This window comes from Arthrobacter sp. TE26545, from assembly GCF_056279005.1.
This window is the reverse complement of record NZ_JBWBQM010000001.1, coordinates 2,235,154-2,261,876: the sequence shown is the minus strand read 5'-3', so window position 1 is coordinate 2,261,876 and position 26,723 is coordinate 2,235,154. Positions and strand designations below refer to the sequence as shown.

26 protein-coding genes, 4 tRNA genes and 1 other RNA gene are annotated in these 26,723 nt (G+C 65.8%); 17 read left to right on the top strand and 14 right to left on the bottom strand.

Going from position 1 to position 26,723, the window contains the following annotated elements; all coding sequences use genetic code 11:
* Window positions 1–384: RNase P RNA component class A (gene rnpB / locus ACZ9CK_RS10185), an RNA gene on the top strand.
* Window positions 385–416: 32 nt separating this feature from the next.
* On the opposite strand, the gene ACZ9CK_RS10180 is transcribed toward rnpB, so the two are convergent.
* Both ACZ9CK_RS10180 and ACZ9CK_RS10175 read right to left on the bottom strand, forming a co-directional pair.
* Window positions 417–1,727 (bottom strand): TIR domain-containing protein, encoded by a 1,311-nt coding sequence (locus tag ACZ9CK_RS10180; RefSeq protein WP_476049894.1) that lies wholly within the window; start codon window positions 1,725–1,727, stop codon window positions 417–419.
* A gap of 75 nt (window positions 1,728–1,802) precedes the next feature.
* Window positions 1,803–2,669, bottom strand: coding sequence for a DUF4231 domain-containing protein (locus ACZ9CK_RS10175; protein WP_476049893.1), 867 nt, complete (start codon window positions 2,667–2,669; stop codon window positions 1,803–1,805).
* A 346-nt stretch (window positions 2,670–3,015) separates the two neighbouring features.
* Between ACZ9CK_RS10175 and ACZ9CK_RS10170 the strand changes: the two genes are divergently transcribed.
* From ACZ9CK_RS10170 to ACZ9CK_RS10160, 3 genes are all read left to right on the top strand, one after another.
* Complete coding sequence (locus tag ACZ9CK_RS10170; protein WP_476049892.1) at window positions 3,016–4,506, top strand: glyceraldehyde-3-phosphate dehydrogenase; 1,491 nt, start codon at window positions 3,016–3,018, stop codon at window positions 4,504–4,506.
* A 74-nt stretch (window positions 4,507–4,580) separates the two neighbouring features.
* A complete protein-coding gene (locus tag ACZ9CK_RS10165) occupies window positions 4,581–4,790 on the top strand; it encodes a hypothetical protein (protein ID WP_426298060.1) in 210 nt (69 codons plus the stop codon).
* Window positions 4,791–4,914: 124 nt separating this feature from the next.
* Window positions 4,915–5,709, top strand: a complete 795-nt coding sequence (locus tag ACZ9CK_RS10160) for an HNH endonuclease family protein (RefSeq protein WP_426298058.1) — start codon at window positions 4,915–4,917, stop codon at window positions 5,707–5,709.
* A gap of 34 nt (window positions 5,710–5,743) precedes the next feature.
* Here ACZ9CK_RS10160 and ACZ9CK_RS10155 read toward each other — a convergent pair whose 3' ends face one another.
* From ACZ9CK_RS10155 to orn, 4 genes are all read right to left on the bottom strand, one after another.
* Complete coding sequence (locus ACZ9CK_RS10155; RefSeq protein ID WP_426298056.1) at window positions 5,744–6,574, bottom strand: acyltransferase domain-containing protein; 831 nt, start codon at window positions 6,572–6,574, stop codon at window positions 5,744–5,746.
* 57 nt (window positions 6,575–6,631) lie between these two features.
* Window positions 6,632–7,204, bottom strand: coding sequence for a peptide deformylase (def, locus tag ACZ9CK_RS10150; protein WP_476049891.1), 573 nt, complete (start codon window positions 7,202–7,204; stop codon window positions 6,632–6,634).
* Window positions 7,205–7,308: 104 nt separating this feature from the next.
* Window positions 7,309–7,381, bottom strand: a tRNA-His gene (locus tag ACZ9CK_RS10145).
* A gap of 129 nt (window positions 7,382–7,510) precedes the next feature.
* On the bottom strand, window positions 7,511–8,137 hold the full coding sequence (orn, locus tag ACZ9CK_RS10140) for an oligoribonuclease (protein WP_476049890.1): 627 nt from the start codon (window positions 8,135–8,137) through the stop codon (window positions 7,511–7,513).
* Window positions 8,138–8,289: 152 nt separating this feature from the next.
* On the opposite strand from orn, the gene mptB reads away from it, so the two are divergent.
* Window positions 8,290–9,843, top strand: a complete 1,554-nt coding sequence (gene mptB, locus ACZ9CK_RS10135) for a polyprenol phosphomannose-dependent alpha 1,6 mannosyltransferase MptB (protein ID WP_426298052.1) — start codon at window positions 8,290–8,292, stop codon at window positions 9,841–9,843.
* Here mptB and ACZ9CK_RS10130 read toward each other — a convergent pair.
* Window positions 9,836–10,540, bottom strand: a complete 705-nt coding sequence (locus tag ACZ9CK_RS10130; RefSeq protein WP_476049889.1) for a DNA alkylation repair protein — start codon at window positions 10,538–10,540, stop codon at window positions 9,836–9,838. The genes mptB and ACZ9CK_RS10130 overlap by 8 nt on opposite strands.
* 63 nt (window positions 10,541–10,603) lie before the next feature.
* Window positions 10,604–11,203, bottom strand: a complete 600-nt coding sequence (locus ACZ9CK_RS10125) for a GNAT family N-acetyltransferase (protein ID WP_426298048.1) — start codon at window positions 11,201–11,203, stop codon at window positions 10,604–10,606.
* Window positions 11,204–11,290: 87 nt separating this feature from the next.
* Here ACZ9CK_RS10125 and ACZ9CK_RS10120 point away from each other — a divergent pair, with 87 nt between their 5' ends.
* The 5 genes from ACZ9CK_RS10120 to ettA all read left to right on the top strand — a co-directional run bounded on the left by ACZ9CK_RS10120 (window position 11,291) and on the right by ettA (window position 14,750).
* Window positions 11,291–11,413 carry a hypothetical protein gene (locus ACZ9CK_RS10120; protein ID WP_426298046.1) on the top strand — a complete coding sequence of 41 codons (123 nt, stop codon included), beginning with the start codon at window positions 11,291–11,293 and terminating at the stop codon, window positions 11,411–11,413.
* A gap of 103 nt (window positions 11,414–11,516) precedes the next feature.
* Window positions 11,517–11,589: transfer RNA gene (locus tag ACZ9CK_RS10115), tRNA-Arg, on the top strand.
* Window positions 11,590–11,823: 234 nt separating this feature from the next.
* Window positions 11,824–12,402, top strand: a complete 579-nt coding sequence (locus ACZ9CK_RS10110; RefSeq protein WP_476049888.1) for a single-stranded DNA-binding protein — start codon at window positions 11,824–11,826, stop codon at window positions 12,400–12,402.
* A gap of 346 nt (window positions 12,403–12,748) precedes the next feature.
* Entirely contained in the window at window positions 12,749–13,009 is a 261-nt protein-coding gene (locus ACZ9CK_RS10105; RefSeq protein WP_476049887.1) for a DUF6993 domain-containing protein, read from the top strand.
* 58 nt (window positions 13,010–13,067) lie between these two features.
* Window positions 13,068–14,750: an energy-dependent translational throttle protein EttA gene (gene ettA, locus ACZ9CK_RS10100; protein WP_426298040.1), complete on the top strand. Its 1,683-nt coding sequence runs from the start codon at window positions 13,068–13,070 to the stop codon at window positions 14,748–14,750.
* Between the two features lie 64 nt (window positions 14,751–14,814).
* Here the strand turns inward: ettA and ACZ9CK_RS10095 are convergent, their stop codons facing one another.
* On the bottom strand, window positions 14,815–15,723 hold the full coding sequence (locus ACZ9CK_RS10095; protein ID WP_426298038.1) for an acyl-CoA thioesterase: 909 nt from the start codon (window positions 15,721–15,723) through the stop codon (window positions 14,815–14,817).
* A 252-nt stretch (window positions 15,724–15,975) separates the two neighbouring features.
* Here ACZ9CK_RS10095 and ACZ9CK_RS10090 point away from each other — a divergent pair, with 252 nt between their 5' ends.
* Window positions 15,976–16,659 (top strand): DUF8185 domain-containing protein, encoded by a 684-nt coding sequence (locus ACZ9CK_RS10090; RefSeq protein ID WP_426298036.1) that lies wholly within the window; start codon window positions 15,976–15,978, stop codon window positions 16,657–16,659.
* Between the two features lie 22 nt (window positions 16,660–16,681).
* Here ACZ9CK_RS10090 and ACZ9CK_RS10085 read toward each other — a convergent pair whose 3' ends face one another.
* Complete coding sequence (locus ACZ9CK_RS10085) at window positions 16,682–17,182, bottom strand: globin (protein ID WP_426298035.1); 501 nt, start codon at window positions 17,180–17,182, stop codon at window positions 16,682–16,684.
* The gene (locus ACZ9CK_RS10080) at window positions 17,175–17,843 is read right to left on the bottom strand and encodes a mechanosensitive ion channel family protein (protein WP_476049886.1); all 669 of its coding nucleotides are present in this window, start codon (window positions 17,841–17,843) and stop codon (window positions 17,175–17,177) included. Before ACZ9CK_RS10080 ends, ACZ9CK_RS10085 begins: the two co-directional genes overlap by 8 nt.
* Before the next feature lie 104 nt (window positions 17,844–17,947).
* Here ACZ9CK_RS10080 and ACZ9CK_RS10075 point away from each other — a divergent pair, with 104 nt between their 5' ends.
* Window positions 17,948–18,937: an NAD-dependent epimerase/dehydratase family protein gene (locus ACZ9CK_RS10075; RefSeq protein ID WP_476049885.1), complete on the top strand. Its 990-nt coding sequence runs from the start codon at window positions 17,948–17,950 to the stop codon at window positions 18,935–18,937.
* Here the strand turns inward: ACZ9CK_RS10075 and ACZ9CK_RS10070 are convergent.
* Complete coding sequence (locus ACZ9CK_RS10070; RefSeq protein WP_476049884.1) at window positions 18,918–19,394, bottom strand: OsmC family protein; 477 nt, start codon at window positions 19,392–19,394, stop codon at window positions 18,918–18,920. The genes ACZ9CK_RS10075 and ACZ9CK_RS10070 overlap by 20 nt on opposite strands.
* A gap of 76 nt (window positions 19,395–19,470) precedes the next feature.
* Window positions 19,471–22,032 carry an aminopeptidase N gene (gene pepN, locus ACZ9CK_RS10065; protein ID WP_476049883.1) on the bottom strand — a complete coding sequence of 854 codons (2,562 nt, stop codon included), beginning with the start codon at window positions 22,030–22,032 and terminating at the stop codon, window positions 19,471–19,473.
* A gap of 138 nt (window positions 22,033–22,170) precedes the next feature.
* On the opposite strand from pepN, the gene ACZ9CK_RS10060 reads away from it, so the two are divergent.
* From ACZ9CK_RS10060 to ACZ9CK_RS10050, 3 genes are all read left to right on the top strand, one after another.
* Window positions 22,171–23,154 (top strand): hypothetical protein, encoded by a 984-nt coding sequence (locus tag ACZ9CK_RS10060; protein ID WP_426298028.1) that lies wholly within the window; start codon window positions 22,171–22,173, stop codon window positions 23,152–23,154.
* A gap of 113 nt (window positions 23,155–23,267) precedes the next feature.
* The gene (locus ACZ9CK_RS10055; protein ID WP_476049882.1) at window positions 23,268–23,750 is read left to right on the top strand and encodes a ribose-5-phosphate isomerase; all 483 of its coding nucleotides are present in this window, start codon (window positions 23,268–23,270) and stop codon (window positions 23,748–23,750) included.
* Window positions 23,750–24,637, top strand: a complete 888-nt coding sequence (locus ACZ9CK_RS10050) for an Fpg/Nei family DNA glycosylase (RefSeq protein ID WP_476049881.1) — start codon at window positions 23,750–23,752, stop codon at window positions 24,635–24,637. The genes ACZ9CK_RS10055 and ACZ9CK_RS10050 overlap by 1 nt, the downstream gene beginning before the upstream one ends.
* A 286-nt stretch (window positions 24,638–24,923) precedes the next feature.
* On the opposite strand, the gene ACZ9CK_RS10045 is transcribed toward ACZ9CK_RS10050, so the two are convergent.
* Window positions 24,924–24,997 (bottom strand) — tRNA-Gly (locus ACZ9CK_RS10045).
* Between the two features lie 135 nt (window positions 24,998–25,132).
* Between ACZ9CK_RS10045 and ACZ9CK_RS10040 the strand changes: the two genes are divergently transcribed.
* Window positions 25,133–25,207, top strand: a tRNA-Pro gene (locus ACZ9CK_RS10040).
* A 69-nt stretch (window positions 25,208–25,276) separates the two neighbouring features.
* A complete protein-coding gene (gene tig, locus ACZ9CK_RS10035) occupies window positions 25,277–26,656 on the top strand; it encodes a trigger factor (protein ID WP_426298022.1) in 1,380 nt (459 codons plus the stop codon).
* Window positions 26,657–26,723 lie beyond the last annotated feature (67 nt).

Genomic DNA, 26,723 nt, shown 5'->3' with positions numbered 1-26,723 from the left:
CGGGGCAGCCAGGCGGCCGCGCGCCACGCAAGTGGCTCGAGGAACGTCCGGGCTCCAAAGGGCAGGGTGGTGGGTAACGCCCACTCGGGGTAACCCGCAGGCCAGTGCCACAGAAAACAGACCGCCGCTTCCGTGCTCTGCACGGGTTGCAGGTAAGGGTGAAACGGTGGTGTAAGAGACCACCAGCTTCCCGGGTGACCGGGAAGGCTAGGTAAACCCCACCCGGAGCAAGGCCAGACAGGACACGTTCGAGGGCTGCCCGCCCGAGTGTCCGGGTAGGCCGCTGGAGGGCGCCGGCAACGGCGTTCGTAGATGGATGGTCGCCACTTCCTCGCCGGCAACGGCCTGGAATGACAGAACCCGGCGTACAAGCTGCCCCGTCCCCCGCACTGCCTGGATGATGCCTGCCCGGGCGATTAGTAGTAGTAGCTTGTCTGCAACGCGTTCGCGAAGGACACGAACCAGAAAAATCCCCCGACACCGATGCCGATCCAGGCACATACCTGGGCTTTCTTTGAAGCGTCAAAGGCGCCGGCGTGGTTTCCTGCGTTCCATCGCCCCGGAACCTGGGTCGAAAAGTAGAGTGCCACCGCTCCGAGCGGGATGCACAGCAGCAAGGCGATGATCGAAAGCGCCAATCGTTGCGGCGGTGCCGGCTGCTGGATGTACCGGAAGTCCGGTGGCTGCTGGAAGCCTTGCTGCTGTTGCGCGATCGGCGGGCCTGTGTACACGCGGTTCATAGCCGCCTGCGGAGGCCCGGCCTGCGGAGGCCCGGCCTGCGGAGGCCCGGCCTGCGGAGGCCCGGCCTGCGGATTGCCGGCCCGCGGTTCGGCGAATCGCTTGGCGGGAGCGGGTTCAGGCCCCGCTGCCAGGCCGGGCGCGGTGCCCTGCCCGGAGAGGAACTCCGGTGCCGGTTTCTGCGCCGTCGCTGGCGCCGTCGCGGAAGGGCCTCCGGCTGTGGGTAGTGGCCCTGCCGCCTGCTGGGCTACTGGTGACGGGCCCGATTTCGCGACGGTTGCCTCCGCGCGGTTGCCGCCGGACCGAAGGACATCGTCCTGCCGCACCCGCTCGATATCCTTGGCCACCTGGTGAAGGAGGTCGCGGCGGCCCTCCAGCACCTCCAGGAGCTCCGCGGCTGCGTCATGTTCACGGGGGCGTTCCAGTGAGGCCCTGAGCTTCGCAAGGATGGAGAACTGCTCGTCTGCGCTAAGCAGATCCCGTCGCAGGACGGCGGCCAGATCGCCCAGATAGGACACGGGGACGGCCGGCGGGTCAGGGAGGGGATCGGGCAGCGCTGCGTCCGGCGGAATGGAGAAAAGGGCATTCGCGAGCTGGGCGCCGGTGAGGGGAGTCCTGTTGGTGTAGTCGATGAATTGCAGTGTCGCGATGTCCGGCGGGAGCAAGTCCGAGCGGACGGCTTTGACGACGAGCGGTATCAGTGGTTTGCGAAGCCTGCGCGCGTAGTCCCGTTCCCGGGTTGCTGCCTCGGAGTCGATCAGGCTGGGGGACACCACCAGTATCATGGCGTCACAAGAGCGGATCTGTTCGAGGATGACGTCCCACCATGCCTGGCCGCCGTCCAGGTTGCTGTCCACCCAAGCCTCATGGTGCAGGGCCGAAATGCCTGCCCGGATGTCGTTGAGCGCGTCCTGGTCTTCCCGGGCGTAGGAGATGAAAACCCGCCTGCCGGAGCGGCCAGGCGATGGAGCAGCTGCTGTTCCGCTCATGGGATCCTGGTCTCGCCTGAACGAATAAATACAATGATTGGTGAAATAAAGGATACGCGTCCGGCGTGACCGTCGCTAGCCCCCGCGCGAAGCGAGCCACATGGTGTGCTCGCGGCTGATTGCGTCCTCGGCGTCGGAAACCGCTGTTCCCCAGGATGCCTCATCGGCATCCTGCAGGAGCGATTCCTGCAGGGCGAGTTCCCGGCTCGTCAGGCTGTAGGCGGCGGCAAGCTGGGCGTGCTGCTTGAGAGCCAGCCAGGCGGCGCTGGCGCCGATGACGGAGCCAAGGACCCCGCCGAGGTCTATCTCCGAGACGCCGGCGAACTTCAACGTTGCCAATGCCACGGCAAGGATCTCTGCAGAGACGAGCACGGTCCGCCACACCTCGGCCCGCCGCTTGTTAGCGGCGGCTTTGGACGCGTACCACTGGCGCTGGGCGAGCGTCCGCTGCCTGAGGTAGGCGGACTTCCGCTCCTCGAAGCTGCTGTGCCGCAAGGCGGTCATGGAGTCGGTGACCAACGGGCTGTCCGTGGCAATCGCCACCCGGTCGCCGCCCTTCTGGGTCAGTTGTTCGGCCCTCTCCCGCAGAATCTTGCGTGCGCCGGCGTCGCTGAGTTCGGTCCCGAACGGGGCGCCGTGGACCGAGTAGCGCCAAGCCATGGTTTTCATGGATTCCGCAAGGGCCCTGCCCGCGTACCAGTCACGCTCCGGCTGGACGTAGGAGAGGATGAGCTCGCAGATGAGTGCCATCAGGAAGGCTGCGAGCACCACGAGCGAAGAGAGGCCGAGGTTCCCGACCGCCAAGGGGACCGCGGCGCCTAACGCGCCGGCAATGGTGCTGCCGAGGCGTAACCGGTTCAGGAACAGGTACTTCCGCTGGCCTTTCAATGACGCAGAGTCGGCATCCTTGAAGTACCCCGGCAGCTCGAGGATTTCACTCACGACAGGACTTCCGTTCGCCCGGCGGGACCGGCGCACCGGCAACCGATGATTGGATTGTAGGGCCAGCCATAAGCGGCGGCCAGAGTCCGAGCCGGCCCGCTGCCCGGCCCGTGTGAGTGAATTCACTGTTCCGGACGACCTGCGCGTGCTTCCCAGACCCTAGAATGGATGGTGAACGCTGAAGTTCCCCGCCGATACTGCGTTCGCAGCCGGCGGTTTTTCTTTGCGATCGTCGTGGCGTCCGGGGCGGACCGAAGCCCCAGCGAGGCCAGTGCCGCAGGATTACTCCGGGCGGCCGCCATCTGCGTACGAGGACGTGCGCGGTTGACCCTAGGAAGGTAGTTCTGTGACCCAGTCGTCTGATTCTTGTCTTGATTCGTGGATGGGCCGCGAGGCGCTCGCCGAGGCCATGATCCCGGTGATCGGCCGTTTGTACCGTGAAAACAATGTGGTGACCAGCATTCACGGGCGCAGCCTGATCAACAAGTCCTCCATGAACATCCTGAAGGCACACCGTTTCGCCCGCCGGATGAGCAACGCAGAGCTCCGGCTGGAAGAAACCGCTCCGCTGCTCGATGCCCTTGCCGGACTCGAGCTCGGCGCAGCAGCCATCGACATCGCCCTGCTTAACGAAAAGTTCAAGGCCCAGGCCCCCGGAACGTCCTTGGAGGGCTTCCTCCGCGAAGAACTGGCCGCCATCGTGGGCCGTCGGGGCGCCGACGACCGCACCAGCACCGACGTCGTGCTTTACGGCTTCGGCCGCATCGGCCGCCTGCTGGCCCGCCTCCTGATCGAAAAGGCCGGCGGCGGGCACGGCCTGCGCCTGCGCGCCATCGTCGTCCGCAAGGGCGCGGAAAACGACCTCGCCAAGCGCGCCAGCCTGCTGCGTCGCGACTCCGTGCACGGTTCCTTCGAGGGGACCATCCGCGTGGACGAGGAAGCCAACACCATCACCGCCAATGGCGTGCAGATCCAGGTGATTTACTCGGACAATCCCTCCACCGTGGACTACACGGCCTACGGCATCAAGGACGCCCTGGTGGTGGACAACACCGGCCGCTGGCGCGACGCCGAAGGCCTGTCCCAGCACCTGCAGAGCAAGGGCGTGGCACGCGTGCTCCTGACCGCACCGGGCAAGGGCGAGCTGAAGAACATCGTGCACGGCATCAACCACAGCTCCATCGAGGACAGCGACACGATCGTCACGGCCGCGTCCTGCACCACCAACGCCATCACCCCGGTCCTGAAGGCTCTCAACGACAAGTTCGGGGTCGTCCACGGCCATGTCGAGACCGTGCACTCCTTCACCAACGACCAGAACCTGATCGACAACTTCCACAAGGGCGACCGTCGTGGACGTTCGGCGGCGCTGAACATGGTCATCACCGAAACCGGTGCGGCCAAGGCTGTGGCCAAGGCCCTTCCGGAACTGCAGGGCAAGCTGACGGGCAACGCCATCCGCGTTCCCACCCCGGACGTCTCCATGGCCATCCTGAACCTCAACCTTGAGACGGGCACCACGAAGGACGAGGTCAACAACTACCTGCGCGAGATGTCCCTGCACTCCTCGCTGCGCAAGCAGATCGACTACATCGACTCGCCCGAAGTTGTCTCCACCGACTTCGTCGGCTCCCGCCGTGCAGGCATCGTCGACGGCCTCGCCACTATCGCCAACGACAAGAACCTCGTGGTCTACGTTTGGTACGACAACGAATTCGGCTACAGCTGCCAGGTGGTCCGCGTGATGGAGGAAATGGCCGGCGTGAACCCGCCGTTCTTCCCGGCACCGGAAGCGCCCGCCGCCGCTGAACCGGCCCTGGAAGCGGTAACCGTCTGATCCTGATTTCAGGAAGTTCGGCTTTCCCGGCCGGTTCTCTGGAATCGGCCGGGAAAGCTGCGCAAAATGGACCCATGGAACGCGAAGAGACCCTGGACCACGACACCACGCTGGAGCACGCACTCGACGTAGCCCGGGCAAACCAGAAGGAAGCCAAGAGGCTCCTGGAGAGCGCCCGTGCCGCCCACCAGGCCGGAGATGTCACCGCCGAGCGTGTCTCGCAGCTTGAATCGCTGCTGGCGATTGCCGACGAAGACCTCAAACGGGTCGCCCGGGAGCAATAGCTTCCACTATTACTTGATGGCCTGCGGGGCCGGTGTGTCCTCCTCCACACTGTGGAAGGCGCCGATAATGTCTGCCGCCTGGCCTAGGCTCAAGGGATTGAAACCACAGTGAAAGGACTTTCCCTTGAGTACCACCTGGACCGCCTTCCGGCGTGCCCGACGCCGATCCCGCCAAGCCTGGGCCGTGTTGGCCGTCGTCGTGGCAGCAGCTGTGGGCGGCGTTGCATGGTTCTTTAGCAGCGGCCAGTTTGCGGTGGCGGAAGGTCCGGCCGGCGGGCCCGCTACGGCACGGGTGCTGGACTACAGCTGGATGAAGCCGGTCCCTTCGGTGACCCCTGTTCCGCTTGGGACAGCGGCCGACGCTCTTGAGTCCCTTCCCGTCAAAGGCCGTGCAGGCAAGGATGACTACGACCGCGCGGAGTTCGGCCAGGCATGGCTGGACGTGGACCACAACGGCTGCGATACCCGGAACGACATCCTCCGACGTGACCTAAGCTCCGTGCGGTTCAGTGACGGTTCGAAATGCAAAGTGGCCGGTGGCGGCCTTGCCGAGCCGTATGTCGGAAAAGCGCTCGAATTCCGGCGCGGACCGGAAAGCAGCAAGGCGGTACAGATCGACCATGTCGTGGCGCTCGGGGACGCCTGGCAGAAGGGTGCCAAACAGCTCACGCCGAAGCAGCGCAGCAGCTTTGCCAACGATCCGCTGAACCTGATTGCCGTCGATGGGCCGGCCAATGTGAAGAAGGGAGCCGGCGACGCCGCGACCTGGCTTCCTGCCAACAAAAACTTCCGATGCCATTACGTTGCCCGGCAGATCTCGGTCAAAGCGGCCTACCGGCTCTGGGTCACCGCCGCCGAAAAGGACGCCATGAAGCGCGTGCTCGCCGGATGCCCGGGGCAGCAGACCATCCGGCCCTAGACCAGGAGCGGCCGCGCGCCGCGCCGGGCTACCGTCAGGGTGCCGCTGGCAGCTCCAGGTGACCGTGCCCGAGCTGCCAGCTGCCGCCGTCGTCGATCCGCTCAAGCACCACGCGCTGCAGCGAAGTGTCCCGGGGCAGTTGTGCCAGGTTCTCCATGTCCCTGGTACGGAAGGTGAAGTAGACGGCATCGCTGGGAGCGTCCGAGCACCGGTCCACGGTGAAGCGGCGGGCAAAGGAGGCGATGTTGCTCTCAGGAAGCCGTTCGGCCAGGTAAGGGTCCAGCATCCAGGAGTCGCACGTGGCCAGCCGGACCGGTTTGTCCGGGAAATGGCGGTCCAGGAAGGCCCGCGCCAGGACTAGGCTCTCGTCGACCACGGCAGGGGAGAGGCCGCCGTCCTCGGGAATGTGCAGGCCGACGATCCATTCGCCTTCATGTGCCGGTGACGGGCCGCCACCGCTGCGAACCAGGTGGTACTGCAGGCGGCCGAGCCGGAACATGTTTCCGGCCATGTGCAATGTGAGCCATGCCCAGGTGTCCAGGCCGAAGCGCCCGTGGACGCGGCGGTTGATTCGCAGGTTCAAGCCGACGTCGGCCAGGATGGCGGCCGAAAGCCCGGCCGCGATCCCGCGTGAGCGGTGGTACGACGCTGTGGCGGGGGCGAAGCGGAGGAGCGCCTCGATCCAGTCGCGTTCGGTGCAGCCCGCCGCGGACGCAGCCTCGGTAGGGAAAGTGCCAAGCCGCGCTTCCAACGCCGACAGGGCCGAAAGGACCTGTTTGCCCGGAGGTGTCGACAGGAGGGCCGCACATTCGCGTGCGTCGTCGTCCCGGATGTCCAGGAGTTCAAACAATGCTGTGTTGTCCACCGCGAAGGTCCGATCGCTCGAAGTCGGGTCAGCTCAATGTCGAGGGCCGCGGCCGGCTCAGTGCCCGAAGGGATCGGCGTCGACGCCGGGCATCCAGGTCAGTCCCGGGACGCCCCAGCCGTGCTTCTTGGCCTGTTTCATGGCCTTTTTGGAATAGCGGTCCACGAGGCGGTTCACGTAGAGCTTTCCGTCCAGATGGTCGAATTCGTGCTGCATGACCCGGGCGAACCAGCCCGTGGCTACGAAATCGACGGGCTTGCCGTCGCCGTCGAAACCCTGCACGCGGGCCCACTCGGCCCGCTGCAAAGGGTAGTGCTCGCCGGGGAAGGAGAGGCAGCCCTCGATATGTTCGTCCGGATCGGGCAGCGCGCCGGACACCTTGGACAGGGTCAGGACCGGGTTGACCAGGACGCCTTCATCCGGTGCGTCGTCGTCATTGGCGTACTTGAAGATGAAGACCCGCTTGCCCACGCCCACCTGGGGTGCGGCAAGGCCGACGCCGTTCGCCGCTTCATTGGTTTCGATCATGTCCGCGATCAAGTTGCGCAACTCGTCGTCGAAGACTTCTACTTCGCTGGCCCGGCGGTGCAGTACGGGCTCGCCCCAGATGGTGATGGGCAGGACGGTCATGGCGGCTGGTTCCTTGCTGCGTGACGGTTGCGGAGAAAAGCAAAGGCCGCACTGGAAACCAGTGCGGCCTTTGGCTGACCGGTACCAACTACCAGCCTTATGCGGGTGAGCGACGGGGGTTGAACCCGCGACCTCCTGGACCACAACCAGGCGCTCTGCCAACTGAGCTACGCCCACCATGCGCCTTGTGAGCAGCGGAATGACCCGCCGCCTGCGAAGGCAACGACAAAAACTATACCTCGTGTTTCACGGCCGCAACGCCACTTTTTGCCGTTTCAGGGAAAATTCCGGAAAAGGTAACGCAGATCACACTGCGGTGCTGTCTTCGACGCTCTCCGAGATGCGCTTGGAGACCTTCTGTGCGGTGGCGGTGTCCGGTCCGGGGGCGGGGACGAAGACGGCTTCGCGGTAGTAGCGGAGCTCGTCGATCGAATCCTTGATGTCGCCAAGTGCCCGGTGGCCGCCGTGCTTGGCGGGCGCCTGGAAGTAGGCCCGCGGGAACCAGCGGCGGGAGAGTTCCTTGATGGTGCTGACATCGATCACCCGGTAGTGGAGGTGCTCGATGACGTTGGGCATGTCCCGTACGAGGAAGGTGCGGTCCGTGCCGACCGAGTTTCCGCCCAGCGGGGCCTTCTTCGGGTCCGGAACCCAGGCTTCGATGTACTCCAGGATGAGCGCTTCGGCCTCCGCCATCGTCTTGCCGTGGGGCAGTTCGTCAAGCAGCTTGGACCGGGTATGCATGTCCCGGACGAAGTCGTTCATCTGCTCGAGCGCTGCGTCATCAGGCTTGATGACAACATCCACGCCCTCGCCCAGGATATTCAGCTCGGAGTCGGTGACCAGGGCGGCCACTTCGATGAGGGCGTCCTTTTCAAGATCCAGGCCGGTCATTTCGCAGTCGATCCAGACGATGCGTTCATTAGTAATAGGCACCCGCCCAGCCTACAGTTCGGCTGCCCGATGCCGCTCCGGTGATACGATTTCGAGCATGGCAGAGGCTGGTTTCCGCCCTGCTTTTTCCCTGTACGGGCTGCCCGCGGGGCACGTCCGGAACCTGCTCGGCAAACGATTGGATATTTCTGACAATGAGGGCGCCTGTACCTGCCGCCAGCAAGGACGACGGGACGCCGTCGGCCGCAGGAACGTCGGCGGAAGTGGACAATCCCCGCTCGCCCCTGATTGCCGGCTTCATCGGATCGATGTTCCTGGTCTTCGGGTCCCTCGGAGTTGGATGGCTTGCCCCCGTGTCCGAACTCCGCCGCTTGCCGCTGTTCATCTGGATGCGCACGGAGGCCGCGGGCGTCGCGCTGTCCATCGTGTTGCTGTCGGTCGGCGGAATGCTCTTGGTACGGGCGTGGCTTCGCCTGGGCCAGCGTGTGCGGGTCTGGGGCCAGGAAGCCCGCAAGGCGACCCTCCAGGCGATCCTCGCCTGGGGCCTGCCGATGATGTTCACCGTCCCCCTGTTCAGCCGTGACGTCTATGCCTACATCGGCCAGGGGAGGCTGATGGTCGAAGGCATCAATCCCTACGAGAACGGCATCTCGGCCCTGCCGAACTACTTCCAGCTGGGCGCGGACAAGATGTGGACCGAAGCCCCGGTTCCCTATGGCCAGCTGTTCCTTTGGATCGAGCAATTCGTCGTGTGGGCGACCAATGTCCAGCCGGAAGCCTGCATCATGCTCTTTAGGGTGGCGGCCGCCGTCGGGATTGTGCTTTGTGTCATCTACGTTCCCAAGCTCGCCGAACTCCACGGCGTCAATCCGCACCGTGCCCTGTGGCTTTCCGCAGCCAATCCGCTCTTCCTTACCAACTTCATCGCCAGCGTCCACAATGACGCCCTGATGATCGGCCTGGCCCTCGCCGGGCTTTATTACTGCGCCACCCGCCGGGTGGTCCTGGGCATCGTCCTCGTGACCCTTTCCATTTCGGTCAAACCGATCACCGTGGTGTTCCTGCCGTTCATCGGCCTCCTTTGGGCGGGCAAGGGTGCCAGCTGGCCGCGCAAGTTCCTGTTCTGGGCCCTGACCGCCGGCCTGTCCCTGGCGCTCCTCTACGCCTTGGGCGCCGTCAACGGCTTCGGCTTCGGCTGGATCAAGGGACTGTCGGCACCGGGCAGTGTGTGGATCTGGTACGCCCCCGTGGGGCTGCTCGGCCTGATCGTCGCCTCGATCGTGAATGTGTTCGGCCTTGACGGCTGGGGCCTTGCGAAGTGGGTGTACGACGCCGGGAAGGTCCTTGCGCTGGGAATCGTCGCCTGGCAGGTCTTCCGCGGCAACCATGACCGGGTCATGCGCCGCCTGACGCTTGCCTTCGCTGCGATCGTGTTGCTGTCGCCCATGATCCAGTCCTGGTACGTCGTGTGGCTGATTCCGCTGTTCGCGGTGACGGGCATCCGGAACGACTGGCAGGTGAAGACCCTCTACTTCGTGGTCTCCTTCTTCATGGTCTATGCGATCTCCGACCAGCTGGAGGTCTTCCCGTACCTCCAAAGCGGGGACGTCGGCCTGGCTTTGGTGCTCGCCCGGAACGCGGCCGCCATCATCGCCCTGCTGTTCGCCCTCTACCTGATTTTCCTTGACCCGCGCACCAAGCACCTCTTCAGCCGCCGGGACCAGCCGCTCAGCCACACCGTCATTTAGCGTCGCTGCCGCCGGACGGCGGCAGGCGGCGCACGGCTTCACGGTAGGACAGGGCGCTCAGCCGTTCCTTGTGTTCGGCAACGAACCCCGCCACCCAGTCCGGATCGCTTTTGCCGTACTCGCGCAGGGCCCAACCGATCGCCTTTCGGATGAAGAACTCGCTGTCTCCCAGGTTTGGCAGGATCACCGCCGCCAGCAGCGTCCTGTTCGTCCGGTCCTTGGCCCCCACCTGGGAAGTGATCGCCGCGCGCCGGACCCACATGTCGCCGTCGGCCGCCCAATGCAGCATCAGCTCCGCCATCACGTCCGGATGCGCGAGCAGCAGCTCGCGGATCCGTGGCGACACGCCGTCCACTAGGTCCCACCAGGCGCCGCTGCGGATGAACTCCTCATATACAGGAACCATCTCCAGCTCGGCGGCGACGAGCCTCGCAGCCGTGAGATCGATCGCCGCATACCGTTCCTCGCGGACGCCGGCATGGCGCCACAAGCGGAGCACAGTGTCGCGCAGTTCGGCACCTGAGGTGAACGGTGATGCCTTCGCAGCGGCCTTCACCATCCTGCGCACTTCGGGAACAGGCACGCCGAGCGATGGCATGTCGGACTTCATGTACGCCTGCACCGACCGGGCGCGTTCCGGATCGCCGGCGTCCCTGAGCGATGCCCGGATAGCTACGATGAGCTCGTGCTTGTGCATGGCTCCACTGTAGGCGGGGCAGATTCCCTGCGGGGCAGATTCCCTGCGGGGCAGGGGCGGTCGCTAGGGGGCGGCGTCCGGGCGCCGCAGCCGCATGACCGCCCTTCCGGGAACCGAAGTGGGGACCGCCTCGAACCCAGCACGGGTGAACAGGGATACCGTCCCGTGGTAAAGGTCCGCTGCGCCGGCCTTCGGCCGCAGGGCAGGATCCACTGGATAGCCTTCGATGATCCGTGCACCGTGCGCAAAAGCGTGCCCGACGGCGGCAGCCAGCAGATCGCTTGCGATGCCTCCGCGCCGGTGCCCGGGGGCGACGACGAAACAACTCACCGACCAGACGCCGTCGCCATCGGCGGCGGCAGCGCCGGCCGAGCGCAGGATCTGCGAGCGCTCGATCCGGGGATAGCAGTGCCTGGGTTCGACGGCGCACCATCCCACGGGGACGCTGTCCTTGACTGCGATGACACCGGGTTCGGGCCCGGCATCGAACGCCGCTTTCAACTGCTCGCGAAGGCCTTCCGCGGGAGTTTCCTGCCAGGCTTTGCCGGGAATCGAAAACCACCGGCACCAGCACCGGCCGGGTTCGCCCTTGCCGCTGAAAAGTTCGTCCACCTCGGCCCACTGTGCGGGACGGGTCAGGATTCCTGCGGAGTTCTGCTCCATGGCAGGGAGTCTAACCCGGTGTACCGGACGGTGGCAGCCCTCATGACCCCGCCGCTCCAGCAACGGATGCTCCGATCAATGCTGAGAGTGACCCCTCCGGGATTCGAGGAAGGCAGCACCATCCCGCGAGGAGCCACCGACGGCCGGCCCGGGGTTCTTCCGAGCCCGAAGACGCCGCTGGAAACCGGCGAACCGCAGGCCTATCCCTAGGAGTGCCGCGTCCTCGCCACCGCACTCCGCCACCGCGGGTAACCGGAACCGTTGCGCAGGGTAAACTCGTGATGTCGCCGCCGGGAAGGACCGGCAGGCGCCCGCCCCGGTAGCTCAGAGGATAGAGCAGGAGCCTTCTAATCTCTTGGTCGGGGGTTCGATTCCCTCCCGGGGCGCTTACGTGATGCGGGATCACATCCCTGACACCCCCGGTCTGCGGACCGGGGGTGTTTTTTTGTTGGCCGTTCGCCGTCGCCCGGGTCCAGGCCGGGTCCAAGCCGCCTACTGCCCCTCCACAGCCTCAATTTCACTGAAGTATCCACATACGCGCAGCGGGGCCTGCCCGCGGCGATGCGCCGGCGTGATGCTGGGAGGGCCGGACAGGCAAGCCAACCACGTTAGGACGCATCATGAACGACATCATCACTGTCCGCGGCTTCGTTGCCTCGGAGGTCAAAAGTTCCACCACGCCGGGCGGCATTGCCACCGCCTCCTTCAGGATCGGGTCCACCGAGCGTCGCTTTGACCGCGCCAACAACGTTTGGATCGACGGAAACACCAACTGGTTCACCGTTCAGAGCTTCAGGCATCTGGCGGGGCATGTCGGCTGCAGCATCAAGAAGGGCCAGCGTGTCATCGTCCTTGGCAAACTCAGGCTCCGCCAATGGGAGCGCGACGGCCGCATCTACCATGTCGCAGAAATCGACGCCGAGTCCGTGGGCCATGACCTCATGTGGGGTTCGGCGAACTTCACCCGGATGGCAAGCAACTCCGCCCAACAGGCGCCGGCGCAAGCCGGTCCGGGCCAAGCGGCCGATGCGCCGTGGCCCGAAGGCAGCGGAGACAACGAGGCCCCTCTTCCGGAGGACGATGAGGAAGGCGACGGAGGCGACCCCGGTTCCAGCCTGGAGATCCCGGTGGGGGATGACGACGGCGACACCGCCCTCGTGGACACCGCGACCGGGGAACTCCTGGACGCCTCCGCGTGAGCCGGCACCAGGACGCCTTCACCCGTCCGCCCTCCCGGCGCCCTGGCTGCAGGGGATCCGGGAGGCGGCCGGATTCGCGTGGCAGAATGACCCGGTGAAGCACAGCGGTAGGCACTCAAAGGCCATCGCACGGCGATGCAGTTCAGGGACCCTGGCACCTGAAAATGCGTTGTTCCGCGGGATGTTGCTTTCCGGAGCCTTCATATTTGCGATTTCAGCCTGCTCAGCGCCTGCACCGGGCCTAGGCGCCGGCACCTACGGCACTCCGAGGAACAGAACCCCGGGGAACGCGGCCCCGGCTGCGGAATCCGCGGTGGCGCCCGGGACGGCCCGCCTGGCGCGGATCATGGAAACCACCCTGAAGGCTGCCGGCACCAAGCCTGGGCAGGAAGCATTGCGGTCCCGGCTGGTCGCTCCGGGCATCGCTTCCGACGCCGTGGAGGTGTCCGTGAGCAAGACTCCCACGGGCCTGGACGTGGACGCGGTCGAGGCCGCAGTCAGCTCCGGCGTCGAATGCGTCATCGGCGAAGTCCGGGACGGCCGCATCGTGGTGACCGTGCAGCCTTTGCTGGCCGACGGCAAATGCTTTGTGGGCGACGCCCGCTAGGCCCGCTGCACCTGATCCGAATGTGAGATCTGCCTTGCCACCCATTAGATTTAACGGCATGGCGGAATTCATTTACACGATGACCAAGGCCCGAAAGGCCGTTGGTGACAAACTTATCCTGGACGATGTCAGCATGTCGTTCTTCCCCGGTGCGAAGATCGGCGTCGTTGGCCCCAACGGCGCCGGTAAGTCCACGATCCTGAAGATCATGGCGGGGCTCGACACCCCGTCCAATGGCGAGGCCCGACTCAGCCCCGGCTACTCCGTGGGCATCCTCCTGCAGGAGCCGCCCCTGAACGAGGAAAAGACAGTCCTGGGCAACGTCCAGGAAGGCGTCGGCGAGATCTACGGCAAGATCCAGCGCTTCAACGAAATCTCCGAAGAGATGGCCAACCCCGACGCGGACTACGACACCCTGCTCGACGAGATGGGCAAGCTCCAGGAGGCCATTGACGCCGCCGACGCGTGGGACATCGACTCCCAGCTGGAGCAAGCCATGGACGCCCTGCGCTGCCCCCCGGGCGACGCCGACGTCACGGTGCTTTCCGGCGGTGAGCGCCGCCGTGTGGCCCTCTGCAAGCTCCTGCTGCAGAAACCGGACCTGCTGCTGCTCGACGAACCGACCAACCACCTCGACGCTGAAAGCGTGCTCTGGCTCGAACAGCACCTCTCCAGCTACCCGGGCGCCGTTCTCGCCATCACCCACGACCGGTACTTCCTCGACCATGTCGCGGAATGGATCTGTGAAGTGGACCGCGGCCGGCTGTACCCGTACGAAGGCAACTACTCCACCTATCTGGAGAAGAAGCGCGCCCGCCTGGAAATCCAGGGCAAGAAGGACGCCAAGCAGGCCAAGCGCCTGAGCGAGGAACTCGAGTGGGTCCGCTCCAACGCAAAGGGCCGCCAGACCAAGTCCAAGGCGCGTCTGGCACGCTACGAAGAAATGGCAGCCGAAGCCGAGCGCACACGCAAGCTCGACTTCGAAGAGATCCAGATCCCGCCGGGACCGCGCCTCGGTAGCCTGGTCATCGAAGCCACCGACCTCAAGAAGGGCTTCGACGACCGTGTCCTGATCGAGGACCTGTCCTTCTCCCTGCCCCGCAACGGCATCGTCGGCGTCATCGGCCCCAACGGCGTGGGCAAGTCCACACTCTTCAAGACCATCGTCGGCATCGAACCGCTGGACGGTGGCGACCTCAAGATCGGCGAATCCGTCAAGATCTCCTACGTGGACCAGTCCCGTGGTGGCATCGACCCGAACAAGACCCTGTGGGAGGTCGTGTCCGACGGCCTGGACCACATCCAGGTCGGCCAGGTGGAAATGCCCTCACGTGCCTACGTTTCGGCTTTCGGCTTCAAGGGCCCGGACCAGCAGAAGAAGGCCGGCGTGCTCTCCGGTGGTGAGCGCAACCGACTTAACCTCGCGCTGACCCTCAAGCAGGGCGGCAACCTGCTGCTCCTCGACGAACCCACCAACGACCTCGACGTCGAAACCCTGAGCAGCCTGGAAAACGCGCTGCTCGACTTCCCGGGCTGCGCCGTCGTGGTCTCCCACGACCGTTGGTTCCTGGACCGTGTGGCGACCCATATCCTCGCCTACGAAGGTGACGACGAGAACCCCTCGAAGTGGTACTGGTTCGAAGGCAACTTCGAATCCTACGAGGAGAACAAGGTCGAGCGGCTCGGACCGGACGCCGCCAAGCCGCACCGGGTCACGCACCGCAAGCTGACCCGCGACTAACAGCACTGAACAAACGGAAGGCCGGCCCCGCACGGGGCCGGCCTTCCGTTTGTTCGTCCTGTGCCTACTCCGGGAGCCGGAGCATGCCCTCCTGCGCCACCGTGGCGACGTGGGTGCCGTCGCGGCTGAAGATCTTCCCGGTGGACAGGCCGCGCGCGCCCTGTGCGCTGGGGGATTCCTGGATGTAGAGCAGCCATTCATCCACACGGGCTGGCCGATGCCACCACATCGCGTGGTCCAGGCTCGCCACACTCATTCCGGGAGTCATCCAACTCAGTCCACTGCGGCGCAGGATGGGTTCCAGGATCGTGTAGTCGCTGGCGTAGGCGAGGGCTGCCCGGTGGAAGTCGGGGTCGTGTGGCATCGGACCCAAAGTCTTCATCCAGACGGCGTTCCTGGCCACGTGCTCCTTGGGAGCCTCCACGTACAGGGCGGAGTCGACGTGCCGCACGTCGAAGGGGCGTTCGAAGGACATGTGGCGGGCCAGCGGATGGTCGTACTTCCGGAGCAGGTCCGCGGTGCTCGGCAGGCTCTCCGGGTCCGGGATGCCTTCGGGCATGGCGGACTGGTGTTCAACGCCGTCGGCTTCCGTCTGGAAGGACGCGATCATGGACAGGATCGGCTGCCCGTTCTGGTAGGCGTGCACGCGGCGCGCGGAGAAGGAGCGGCCGTCCCGCAGGCGCTGCACGCCGAAGGTGATCGGCTGGTTGGCGTCGCCAGGGCGCAGGAAGTATCCGTGCATCGAGTGGACCACGCGGTCGTCGTCCACGGTCCGCATCCCGGCGATGAGGGACTGTGCCAGAACCTGCCCGCCGAACACCCGGTGCCGGGGCTGCTTCTGCGAGGGACCGAGGAAAATGTCCTCGTCGGTCCTGGCGCCGTCGAAATCGGCCAGCGAAAGCAGCTCGATGAGGGTGGCGGTGGGATCCTCGGGGACGGCTTGGTCTACCAGGCCGGTGTGCGCGTCAGTCATGGTTCGACTCTAGTCCCCGCCGGCTCCCGAATCCCGCTCCGCGAAATCCGGGTTCCTCGCCGACGTGGGCCCACCCGCCGGCTCCCGAATCCCGCTCCGCGAAATCCGGGTTCCTCGCCGACGTGGGCCCACCCGCCGGCTCCCGAATCCCGCTCCGCGAAATCCGGGTCCCTCGCCGACGTGGGCCCACCCCTGGGCACCTCAAACGCCGGACATGTCGGTAGAGCGGGTAGAGCCGGTAGAGTCGATGCTGTGGCTGATGTCTTGACCCGTTCCCTCCGCTTCGCCGATCCCCGGGATCTGGCGGATCTGCGCACCTATGTCACGCGTGCCAAGAGCATCGAAGATGGCGCGGTCCGCCTCCAGGCTGCGGGCACTGTCCTCGCGGCCTACGTGTGCGTCCTTCGCCCGCGGACCCTCGGCGACGCGACCCCCACCATCCTCGGCCTGCGCACCAGCGCCCTCGCCGAAGAAGCGGAAGCGGACGTGACTGTCACCCTCGCCTCCGTACTCGACCGGCTGGCCCGTTCTGGTGCGGACGACGTCGAGCTGCCGCTGCCGCCGTCGACCGTTTCGGAGTCCTGGGCCGGAATCGGGGCGCCGCGGGGCGGCTGGGAACCGCTGGGAGAAGTGCCCGACGCCGAACTGAAGTCCGTTGCCGAGGCAGGCATTGCGGAGGTGGCCGGGGTTGTCCCCGAGCAGGCAGGCGCGCACATGGTGGCCGCCGCCCGTGCGTCCGTGTGGGGCCGGGAGATGCCCGGACGCCAAGGTGTACCCGCCGGCGCGGCCTTCGGGGCCTTCGCCCTCGGCTTCCTCGGAGGCGGCGTACACCGGCTGTTCCGCAACGGGCGCTGGTACCGGCTCAGCGGAAGCCGCGGCCACATCTTGGTCCGTGCCGGCGCGGGCCTCGGACTGAACGTCGGCCCCGCCCGGTAGATCCGCTAGGCCAGGCTTAGCCTTAGGGCTGTGCGGGGGAGGGGCTGTTCACCATGGTCAGCGCGGCCCGCTCCATGTAGTCCCACAACGTTCCCTCATACAAGGCTGGAAGCTGGAGGGCATCCACGGCCGCCCGCATGTGGAACAGCCAACGGTCCTTCGCCTCCGGCGTCACCCGGAACGGCATGTGCCGCATCCGCAGGCGCGGGTGACCGCGTTCCTGGCTGTACGTCGTCGGACCGCCCCAGTACTGTTCCAGGAACATCAGGAAACGGCGCTTCGCCGGGCCGAGGTCTTCCTCCGGATACATCGGACGCAAGAGCGGATCTCCGGCTACGCCGTCGTAGAAGACATCGATCAGTTTCACGAAGGTCTCGTGCCCGCCCACGGCGTCATAGAAGCTGTCCGTGTAGGCAGGCTGGCTGAAGGGGTCGTTGCGCATCAGCTGCGGCCGTTCGCCGGCCGGAGGCGCTGCGTTGACCTGGGTGCTGGGGGACTGCTGCCCGTTTGCCGTGTCACTCACTGGACCTCTCCTCCGCGGAAACGCCGCTGCCGTTGTCTTTGTCTTTGTCTTTGTCTTCAACCGGGACGTAATCGCCCTGGGACCGGTTGCCCACACGCAGGATTTCGCCGTTGCGCAGGTACCAGATGGCGCCGTCTTCAGCGCGGAGCCGGGTGATCCTCAGCCCCACGGATTCAACCGTACCAACCACTTCGGCGGTGACGATTACGTCACCGATCCCGTACTGGTCTTCGATTGTGATGAAGATTCCTGCAAGGAAGTCGCGGATGAGCTGCTGTGCGCCGAAACCGATTACTACGCCGAGGATACCCACGCTGGTCAGCAGCGGAGCGATGTCCACATTGAGGAACTTGAGCACGTAAATGATCACGATCCCCGCGACCACCACGCTCAACAGGCTTGTCAGCAGCGAACCAATGGTGTGTGCCCGTTGCGAGCGCCGCTCATGGTCCAGGGCGCGGAAGGCGGGCTGGACCCATTTGAAGGGGGCGTTCCTGAAGAAGCTGCTGCCTTTGGCGACCCGCCTGGTGATGCGCAGGATGATGAAGCGCAGCACGATCCAGATGACCACGCCGACTCCAAGAGTCACGAGTATGGCCCCTAGGTCGATCTTCGCGGCTTCTTCTGCTGCATCCTGGATCGTGGGCGTGCTGGCGTTCATTGGCAGGGCTGCTCCTCAAAAGATCTGATGGGTACACCCGGAAGCTGTTCGCCGGGCGCTGAACACTCTGTCCGTCATCAACCCTATCGCCGTAGCGTGGCGGCATGCGCATCCTTATCCTTGGCGGCACAGCGTTCCTATCGGCCGAGATTGCCCGTCAGGCCGTTGACGCCGGACACGACGTCACGTGCCTGGCACGCGGCACTGCCGCGGAACCGCCGCCGGGCGTCAACTGGGTCCGTGCGGACCGAGCCGCCGGGGCTGGCGCCTATGCCGGGCTCGACGGCGGGTGGGACGCCGTCGTCGACGTCTCCCGTGATCCCGCGCACGCCCGCGCGGCGCTTGAGGCGCTGTCCGCAGGGAGCGGGCACTGGACCTTCGTGTCCAGTTGCTCTGTGTACGAGCGCCACGACCAGCCGGGCGCAGACGAGGCAGCGGCGCTGCTTCCTCCGCTGCCACGGGGCACGGAAGCTGGCCCGGAAAACTACGGGGAGTCGAAGTCAGCCATCGAAGCATCCACCGTGGAAGCGGCAGGGGTGAAGGCGCACATCGTACGGGCCGGACTGATCGGCGGACCGGGGGACAGCAGCGACCGCTATGGCTACTGGCCGGCCCGTCTTGCATCGGGCGGTGATGCGGTCCTCGTTCCGGACATTTTCGGGGAACCCGTCCAGGCCATCGACGTCCGCGACCTCGCCGCCTGGATCCTGTCGGCAGCCGAACGCGGCCTGGCCGGCACGTTCAACGCCGTCGGCGAGGTGACGAGCTTCGGAGACTACATCGAGGCGTGCCGGGAACTGGCGGGCACGTCCCCGAAGACCTTTGCGGTCGAACCCGGCTGGCTGGAAGCGCAGGGAGTGCAACCGTGGTCCGGAGAGGACACGCTGCCGCTGTGGCTGCCACCGGGGCACGAGGGCTTCATGGCGCGGTCGAACGCCGCCGCTCTGGCACAGGGCCTGCGTCTGCGGCCCTGGCGGGAAACTCTGCGCGACACCTTGGCGGACGAGCGTGACAGGGGCCTGCAGCGGCCACGGAAAGCCGGGCTGCGGAGCGAGCGGGAGAAGGAACTCCTGGCTAGCCTTCCGCCTGCGTGACCGGCTCGTGGTGCACGGGGAAGTTCACGCTCCGTGCGATGAAGCAGAGCTGGTTCGCCTTGTGGTGGAGTTCGGCCATCAGGGGCAGGTGGTCCTGGCTGGCCACCGTCACCTGCGGCTTGAGCGTGACACTTTCGAATTGGCCGCTGCCGTCCCGGTTGTTCCGCATCAGTCCTTCGGCGTTGTCGACGTAGCGGGTCACCACCACACCATTCATGACGGCCACGTGCAGGAAGGACAGCATGTGGCACTGCGAAAGCGCCGCGAGCAGCAACTGTTCCGGATTGTATCGGGCGGGGTCGCCGCGGAAGGTGGGATCCGAGGAACCCTTGAGCACGGGGAGCCCCGGGATTTCGACGTCGTGGTCGCGCGAGTAGGCCCGGTAGCCTGACGTGCCTTCGCCGAGGTTTCCGGTCCAGCGGACGGTGAGGGCGTAGCGGTGTTCATCCAGGCTCATGCGCACAGTCTAAACGGCCGCGCCTCCCGGCCGGCCGGATAGGCCGGACAGGAGGCGCGAGGAAATCCGCCAGGCTCTAGACGTCGGCCGCGCGTGCACGCAGGGCGCGGGCAACGCCGTCGCGGTTCTCCAGCATCATGCGGCGCAGTGCCGCGCTTTCCTCCGGCAGGGAGGCGAGGAACGCATCGGTCCGGTCCACGGTGTCCTGTGTGGTCAACTGCGCCGGGTACAGTCCCACGATGATCTGCTGGGCCAGGGCGTGCGTGCGCTTGGCAAAGATCTCCGGGACAGCTTCGAAATACTTCTCAGCGAACGGTTCCAGCAGGCCGGTGTCCAGCACCCGCGTGAAGCCGGCGACGGCGGATCCCTGCAGGGCGTTGGACAGTTCGCCCGTGACCACGATCTTCTCCCAGGCCGCGGCTTTTGCCTCGGGCGTCGGCAATGCGGCGGCCGCCAGGGCTGCCGCGTTCTGGCCGTTGGAGGTGTGGTCGCGCTCGAGTTCGGTATCGATGCGTGCCTGGTCCGCGCGGCCGCCGGCCACCAGGGAGGTGAGCAATTCCCAGCGCAGGTCCTGGTCCACGGTGAGGCCCGCCAGGGAGCGGGTGCCGTCCAGCAAGGCCTGGATTGTGTCCAATTGGCTTCCACCGCGGGCCAATAGCGCGAAGGATTTCACGAACTGCAACTGGGCATCGGACCCGGCTGCCACCGTGGACGCCAGTTCCCAGAGCCTGTCCGCGGCGGCTTCGGTGGTGGCGTCCTTGTGTTCGGCGGCCACGTAGAAGTTCAGGGTGGTGGCGAGCTGTCGCAGCTGCACCTGGATCACCGAGGAGTCCGATTCGGATGCGATGTTGGCCAGGATCAGCTCCACGTAGCCGCGGGCCGGTGTTTCGCCGTCACGTGCGGCATCCCAGGCCGAGCCCCACACCAGGGTCCGCGGCAGGCTGGACGCGAAATCCTTCAGGTGCGCCTTTGCACTGGCAAGCGACGCCGGGTCGAGGCGGACCTTGGCGTAGGCAAGATCGTCGTCGTTGAGCAGGATCAGCGCGGGCCGCTTCTTCCCGAGCAGGGCCGGGACCTCCGTGGCGGGGCCGTCGACGTCGAGCTCTTCACGGTGCACCCGCTCGAGCTTGCCGGCGTCGGAAAGGTCGTAGAAACCGACGGCGAGGCGGTGCGGCCGCAGCACAGGCTGCTCGGCGATGGCGGTCTGGCGGATGGCGAACGCGGTGATGACCCCGTCGTCGTCCACGTCAATCTCGGGGGAGAGGGTGTTGACGCCTGCCGTTTCGAGCCAGAGCTTGCCCCACTGGTCCAGTTCCCGGCCGCTGGCGGCCTCGAGTTCCACCATGAGGTCGGACAGTTCGGTGTTCTTCCAGGCGTGCTTCCTGAAGTATTCGCGGACGCCTGCCATGAACTGCTCCGGACCTACCCAGGCCACCAGCTGGCGGAGCACCGAGGCTCCCTTGGCGTAGGTGATGCCGTCGAAGTTGACCTCCACGTCCTGCAGGTCGTTGATCTCGGCGAAGATCGGGTGCGTGGTGGGCAGCTGGTCCTGCCGGTACGCCCAGGACTTCTCCACCGAAGCGAAGGTGGTCCAGGCATGGTCGAAGGCGGTGTTCTCGACGGCAGCCAGGTGGGACATGTACTCGGCGAAGGATTCGTTGAGCCAAAGGTCGTTCCACCAGCGCATTGTCACGAGGTCGCCGAACCACATGTGTGCCAGCTCGTGCAGGACCGTAATGGCGCGGCGCTCCACCTGCGCTTCGGCCACCTTTCCGCGGAAGACGTAGCCCTCCAGGATGGTGACGGCGCCGGCGTTCTCCATGGCGCCGGCGTTGAATTCCGGAACGAACAGTTGGTCGTACTTTTCGAACGGGTAGGGGAAGCCGAACTGGGCCTCGAAGAACTCAAAGCCCTGGCGGGTGAGTTCGAAGATGTTCTCAGCATCGAGGTACTGCATGAGGGACTTGCGGGCAAACACGCCGAGCGGGACAACCCTGCCATCGGCGCTGGTGACCTCACTGCGCACGGACTGGTACGGGCCGGCGATCAGCGCCGTGACATAGGACGACAGCCGCGCAGTGGCCGCGAACGTCCAGACCGAGCGGGCCTCGCCGTTTTCCCCGGGCGTCGTTTCCGTGAGTCCCGGCGTGGGGGAGTTGGAGATGACGTCCCAGTGCGAAGGTGCCGTGACGGTGAAGCTGAAGGTGGCTTTGAGGTCCGGCTGTTCGAAGACGGCGAACATCCGGCGGGAATCCGGGACTTCGAACTGCGTGTAGAGATACACCTCGCCGTCCACCGGATCCACGAAGCGGTGCAGGCCCTCGCCGGTGTTCATGTAGGGGGCATCCGCCACCACCGTGAGTTCATTCTCCGCGGCGAGGTCCGGCAGCTGGATGCGCACGCCGTCGGACACATCGGCCGGATCCAGTTCCTTGCCGTTCAGGGTGACGCTGTGCACTTTGTCCGTGATGGCGTCGATGAAAGTGGACGATCCGGCTGCGGCAGTGAACTTCACGGTGGTCGTCGATCCGAAGACCGTGCCGCCCCTCGTCAGGTCGAGGGCGACGTCATAGGACTCGACGGCGAGCAGTTCCGCGCGTTCCGCGGCTTCGGCGCGGGTGAGGTTCAGGCCTGGCAAAGGGTGCCTCCAAGAAGTGGTGTGCAGATAAGCCGGACGGGCTCACCCGGCGCCGGCGCTGTGAAGTCATTCTTTCAGTTCCTTCCCGCTTGGCAAGGCACAACACAAAGTGTCGCCGCCCGGGAGTAGCGTTAAGCCATGGGCAAGCTGCGCGATTCTCTCGATTTCCGGGCACTGCGCTTTGCAGTGGCGTTCCCTCTCCTCCTCGCGGCAGCTTTTGTGGCCTGCGCCTTCATGCTCCGTCCGGAGCTTCCGGACCCCCTTGCTGTTACTTGGAACTCCGACGGCGGCAGCAGCTTTGCGCCATTCGCTGCCTACGTGGCGGGCGGGGCTTCCCTGATGGTCCTGGCCGGTTGGCTGGTGTTCGTCCAGGCCGTGCCTATTTCCCGGCCCGCCATCATGCGGCGGCTCATGATGGGTCTCGGCCTGATGGTGAGCCTGTTCGTCACCGCTGTGCTCGCGGCCGGGCTCGTGGGCCAGGCCGGCTTGGCGGATGCCCGGGCCTCCCATGTCGATGCCACGGTGCTGGCGCTGGGCGCGGGCGCGGCACTGTCGCTGGGCGTCGTAATGGTATTCGCCTTCAAGCCCGACCCGCGGTGGACGCCGGAGGACGATGCTGCCCTCGAAGCCGAACGCATCCTCAAGGAAGATCCCGGGCTGGCCGACGATTCCTTGAAACTCTGGGTCCATGCGCGCAGCTCGGTATTCGTCATGATCTGCGTGGCCGCGGTGTTTCCGGCGATGCTGATTTCCGTCGCTGTCCCCTGGCTAGGGGCCTTGCTGTTCGGGGCCGCCATCCTCGGGGCGTGCTTCCTCTTCGTCCGTGTCAAGGCCGATCGCGGCGGTCTGGAAGTGTTCCTTGCCGGGGTACTCCGGGTGTTGAAGGTGCCGGCGGTGGACATTGCCGCCGCCACACCTGCGGAAGTCAAGGCGGCAGACTTCGGCGGCTGGGGCCTGCGGCACCACGGCGGTGCCACGGCGATGCTCGTCAGCAGCGGGCCCGCCGTCGTCGTGCGGCAACTCAACGGAAGGCGCGTGGCCCTGAGCGCCGGCAGCCTGGCGAGTGCGGACCGGCTTGCCGGGCTGCTGAACAGGGTGGCTGACCGGGCGCACGGGCAATGAGCACCGCGACTCAAAGCGCATCGGTGGCAGGTCCCTAGTACCCTAGTACCGCATCCCCTCACCGCCGCGGCCCGGCCCATGCCGTCCCGCGCCCCAGATCGAACGGACTTCCAGTGACCACACCCCGCGTCCACATTGCAACGGATCATGCCGGCATGGAGCTCAGCGCCCACCTTGTCCGCCATCTCACGGCCAAGGGCTACGAGGTTGTTGACCACGGTCCCAAGGTGTACGACGCCTTGGACGACTACCCCTCCTTCTGCATCAACGCCGCCCTCGCCGTCGTGGCCGACCAGGGAGCGGGCGTGCACGCCCTCGGCATCGTCCTGGGCGGTTCCGGCAACGGCGAGCAGATCGCTGCGAACAAGGTCAAGGGCGTGCGCGCGGCCCTGGCGTGGAACGAATCCACCGCCAAGCTGGCCCGCGAACACAACGATGCCAACGTCATTGCCGTCGGCGGCCGCCAGCACAGCGTGGAGGAAGCCACCAAGTTGATCGAGTTCTTCCTCGAAGAGCCGTTCAGCAACGACGAACGGCACGTGCGCCGCATCGGCAAGATCGCCACGTACGAAACCAGCGGCGAAATCGTCGAATAGTGCCTGAGGGGCATTCCGTCCACCGGCTGGCGCGCCAGTTCCAGGACGTCTTCGGCGGCAGCGTCCTGCGGGTCTCCAGCCCGCAGGGCCGTTTTGCCGCGGGTGCGGCGCTGCTTGATGGCCAGCGCATGCTTGGGGCCACCGCGCACGGGAAGCAGCTCTTCCTGCGTTTCGCGAACGGGCTGTACCTGCATGTCCACCTTGGCCTCTACGGCGCCTGGGACTTCGGCGGCGACGAAACCTTCCGGGGCGCCTCCAGCATCGGCGCGCCGCGCAGGATCGGCGAACGCGAGTCCGGAGCAGAGGACGACGCCGCAACGTATGCAGGCCCGCCCGAGCCAGTGGGCGCGGTGCGGGTGCGCCTCGTTTCCGGTCACGGCTGGGCGGACCTGCGGGGCGCCAGCACCTGCGCGGCCATCACCGGGGAGGAAGCCCGCGCCGCACGTGCGAAGCTGGGCCCGGACCCGCTGCACCAGGCCCCGGGGGACCGGGCGGAATTCGTTGCCCGCCTGCTGCGCCGCAAGACCGCCGTCGGGCTGTTGCTCATGGACCAGTCCGTGCTGGCGGGCGTCGGCAACATCTACCGGGCCGAGGTCCTTTTCCGGCAGGGCATCGATCCGTGGACCCCCGGGAACGCGCTCAGCGCGGAGTCGGCAGGTCTCCTGTGGGACGACACAGTCGCCGCGATGTCCGACGGCGTCCGGGACGGGCGGATCATCACCACGCCCGCCGCGCTGTGGAGCGGGGGAGCTGCAGGACCGCTCGACGGCGAAGCCCACTATGTCTACCAGCGCGCCGGGCAGGACTGCCGGCGTTGCGGCACCCCGGTTGCGCTGACCGAGATCGGCGCGCGCAAGCTTTACTGGTGCCCCGGCTGCCAGAACTAGCTTCTTCGCAAAAACTCCGGCTCAGCAGTCATTCGACGAAGCGCGGGCGCAAGCCGAGGAGCAGCCGGTCCGGGAAACAAGCCAGGCATGGTCCGGCTACTTCAACAGGCGCACCTTCTCTTGTCCTCATGCCGTAACAGGGGTTCCTCCTCGCGGCCATGGCACTGATGCTTTGTCATCTCCGGGCTGATCGTGCCCTGATCCGCGCAGGGGCGCGGCACCGCGGGGCGCGAACCGACGTCGAAGACAAGAAGGGCCCCTCGCTGAGGGGCCCTTCTTGTGGATATGGAGGGGACGACGGGAATCGAACCCGCGTAATCAGTTTGGAAGACTGAGGCTCTACCATTGAGCTACGTCCCCGGATTAGTGCAGGATTGATACATCCGTGCAATTCCCGGCGGCTGTTCAAGCCGGATATAACTAAACCCAATTCAGGTGCCAAGTGTCAAATGTGCAAACTGGCGATCCTTGGCCGTAGACTGTCCTGTGCACTCACGGGGTGTAGCTCAGCTTGGCTAGAGCGCCTGCTTTGGGAGCAGGAAGTCGCAGGTTCAAATCCTGTCACCCCGACTCTGTGAGCCTGTTCCGATCCGGGAACGCGGCAGAAACCCATCCCACAAAACCAGGAGTACTTAGACTGTGAAGAGCGCTGTCGAGAACCTCACCGCAACGCGGGTCAAGCTCAATGTTGAGGTTCCGTTTGAAGAACTGAAGCCGAGCATCGATGCCGCTTACAAGACCGTTGCTTCGCAGATCCAGGTTCCCGGATTCCGCAAGGGCAAGGTTCCGTCCAAGCTCATCGACCAGCGCGTCGGCCGCGGCTACGTCCTGGAAACCGCCATCAACGATGGCCTCAACGGCTGGTACCAGGCTGCCGTGCAGGAAACCGGCGTCCGCCCGCTGAGCCGTCCCGAGGTCGAGATCACCGAGGTTCCGGACCCCTCTTCCACCGACGGCGAACTGAAGTTCCAGGTCGAGGTTGACGTCCGCCCCGAGGTTGAGCTCCCGGACTACGCCGGCATCAAGGTCGAGGTTGCCGCTGCTGAGTCTTCCGACGCCGACGTCGACAAGGCCCTCGACGAACTCCGCGGCCGCTTCGGCACGCTGAAGTCCGTTGACCGCCCGGCCAAGAACGACGACTTCCTGACCATCGACATCACTGCCCTCATCGACGGCGCCGAGGTCGACTCCGCTTCCGGCCTGTCCTACCAGGTCGGCGCGGGCACCATGCTCGAAGGCCTGGACGAGGCTGTTGCCGGGCTGTCCACCGAGGAAGAGGCGATCTTCGACACCACGCTGGTCGGCGGCGAGCACGCCGGCGAGGCAGCCCAGGTGAAGGTCGTCGTCAAGGCCGTCAAGGAGCGCGAGCTGCCGGAAGCCAACGATGACTTCGCTCAGCTGGCTTCCGAGTTCGACACCCTCGCCGAACTGCGCGAAGACCTCGCCAAGCAGGCCGCCGAGTCCAAGGTTGTCGGCCAGGGCGTCGAAGCCCGCGACAAGGTCCTGGACAAGCTCGTTGAGCTGATCGAGGTTCCCGTTCCGGACTCCGTCATCGAAGAGCAGCTCGAGCAGCACTTCAGCCCGGAGAACTCCCACGGTGAAGGCGAGCACGACACCGAGGAGCACCGCGAAGAGGTCAAGGCCAACACCGCCCGCGCCTTCCAGAACGAAATCATCCTCGACGCCATCGCCGACAAGGAAGAGGTCGGTGTCAGCCAGAGCGAGCTGATTGACTACATCGTCAGCACCGCCAGCCAGTACGGCATGGACCCGAACCAGTTCGCCCAGATCATTGACCAGAGCGGCCAGGTTCCGATGATGGTTTCCGAGGTGCGCCGCCGCAAGGCACTGGCCGTCGTCCTGGGCCAGGCTGAGGTTGTCGACTCCGAAGGCAACAAGGTCGACCTGAGCGACTTCGTCCGCCCCGCGGGTGAAGTTGCCGAGGCTCCCGCGGCCGAAGAGGCCGAGGAAGCCGCAGCGACCGTCCCCAGCGACGATCCTGCAGCAGTGAAGTTCTAATCACCCTTCAGAGCACCCCCGGATCCAAGGATCCGGGGGTGCTCTTTTTAAGCCCGGTTTGCTGCGG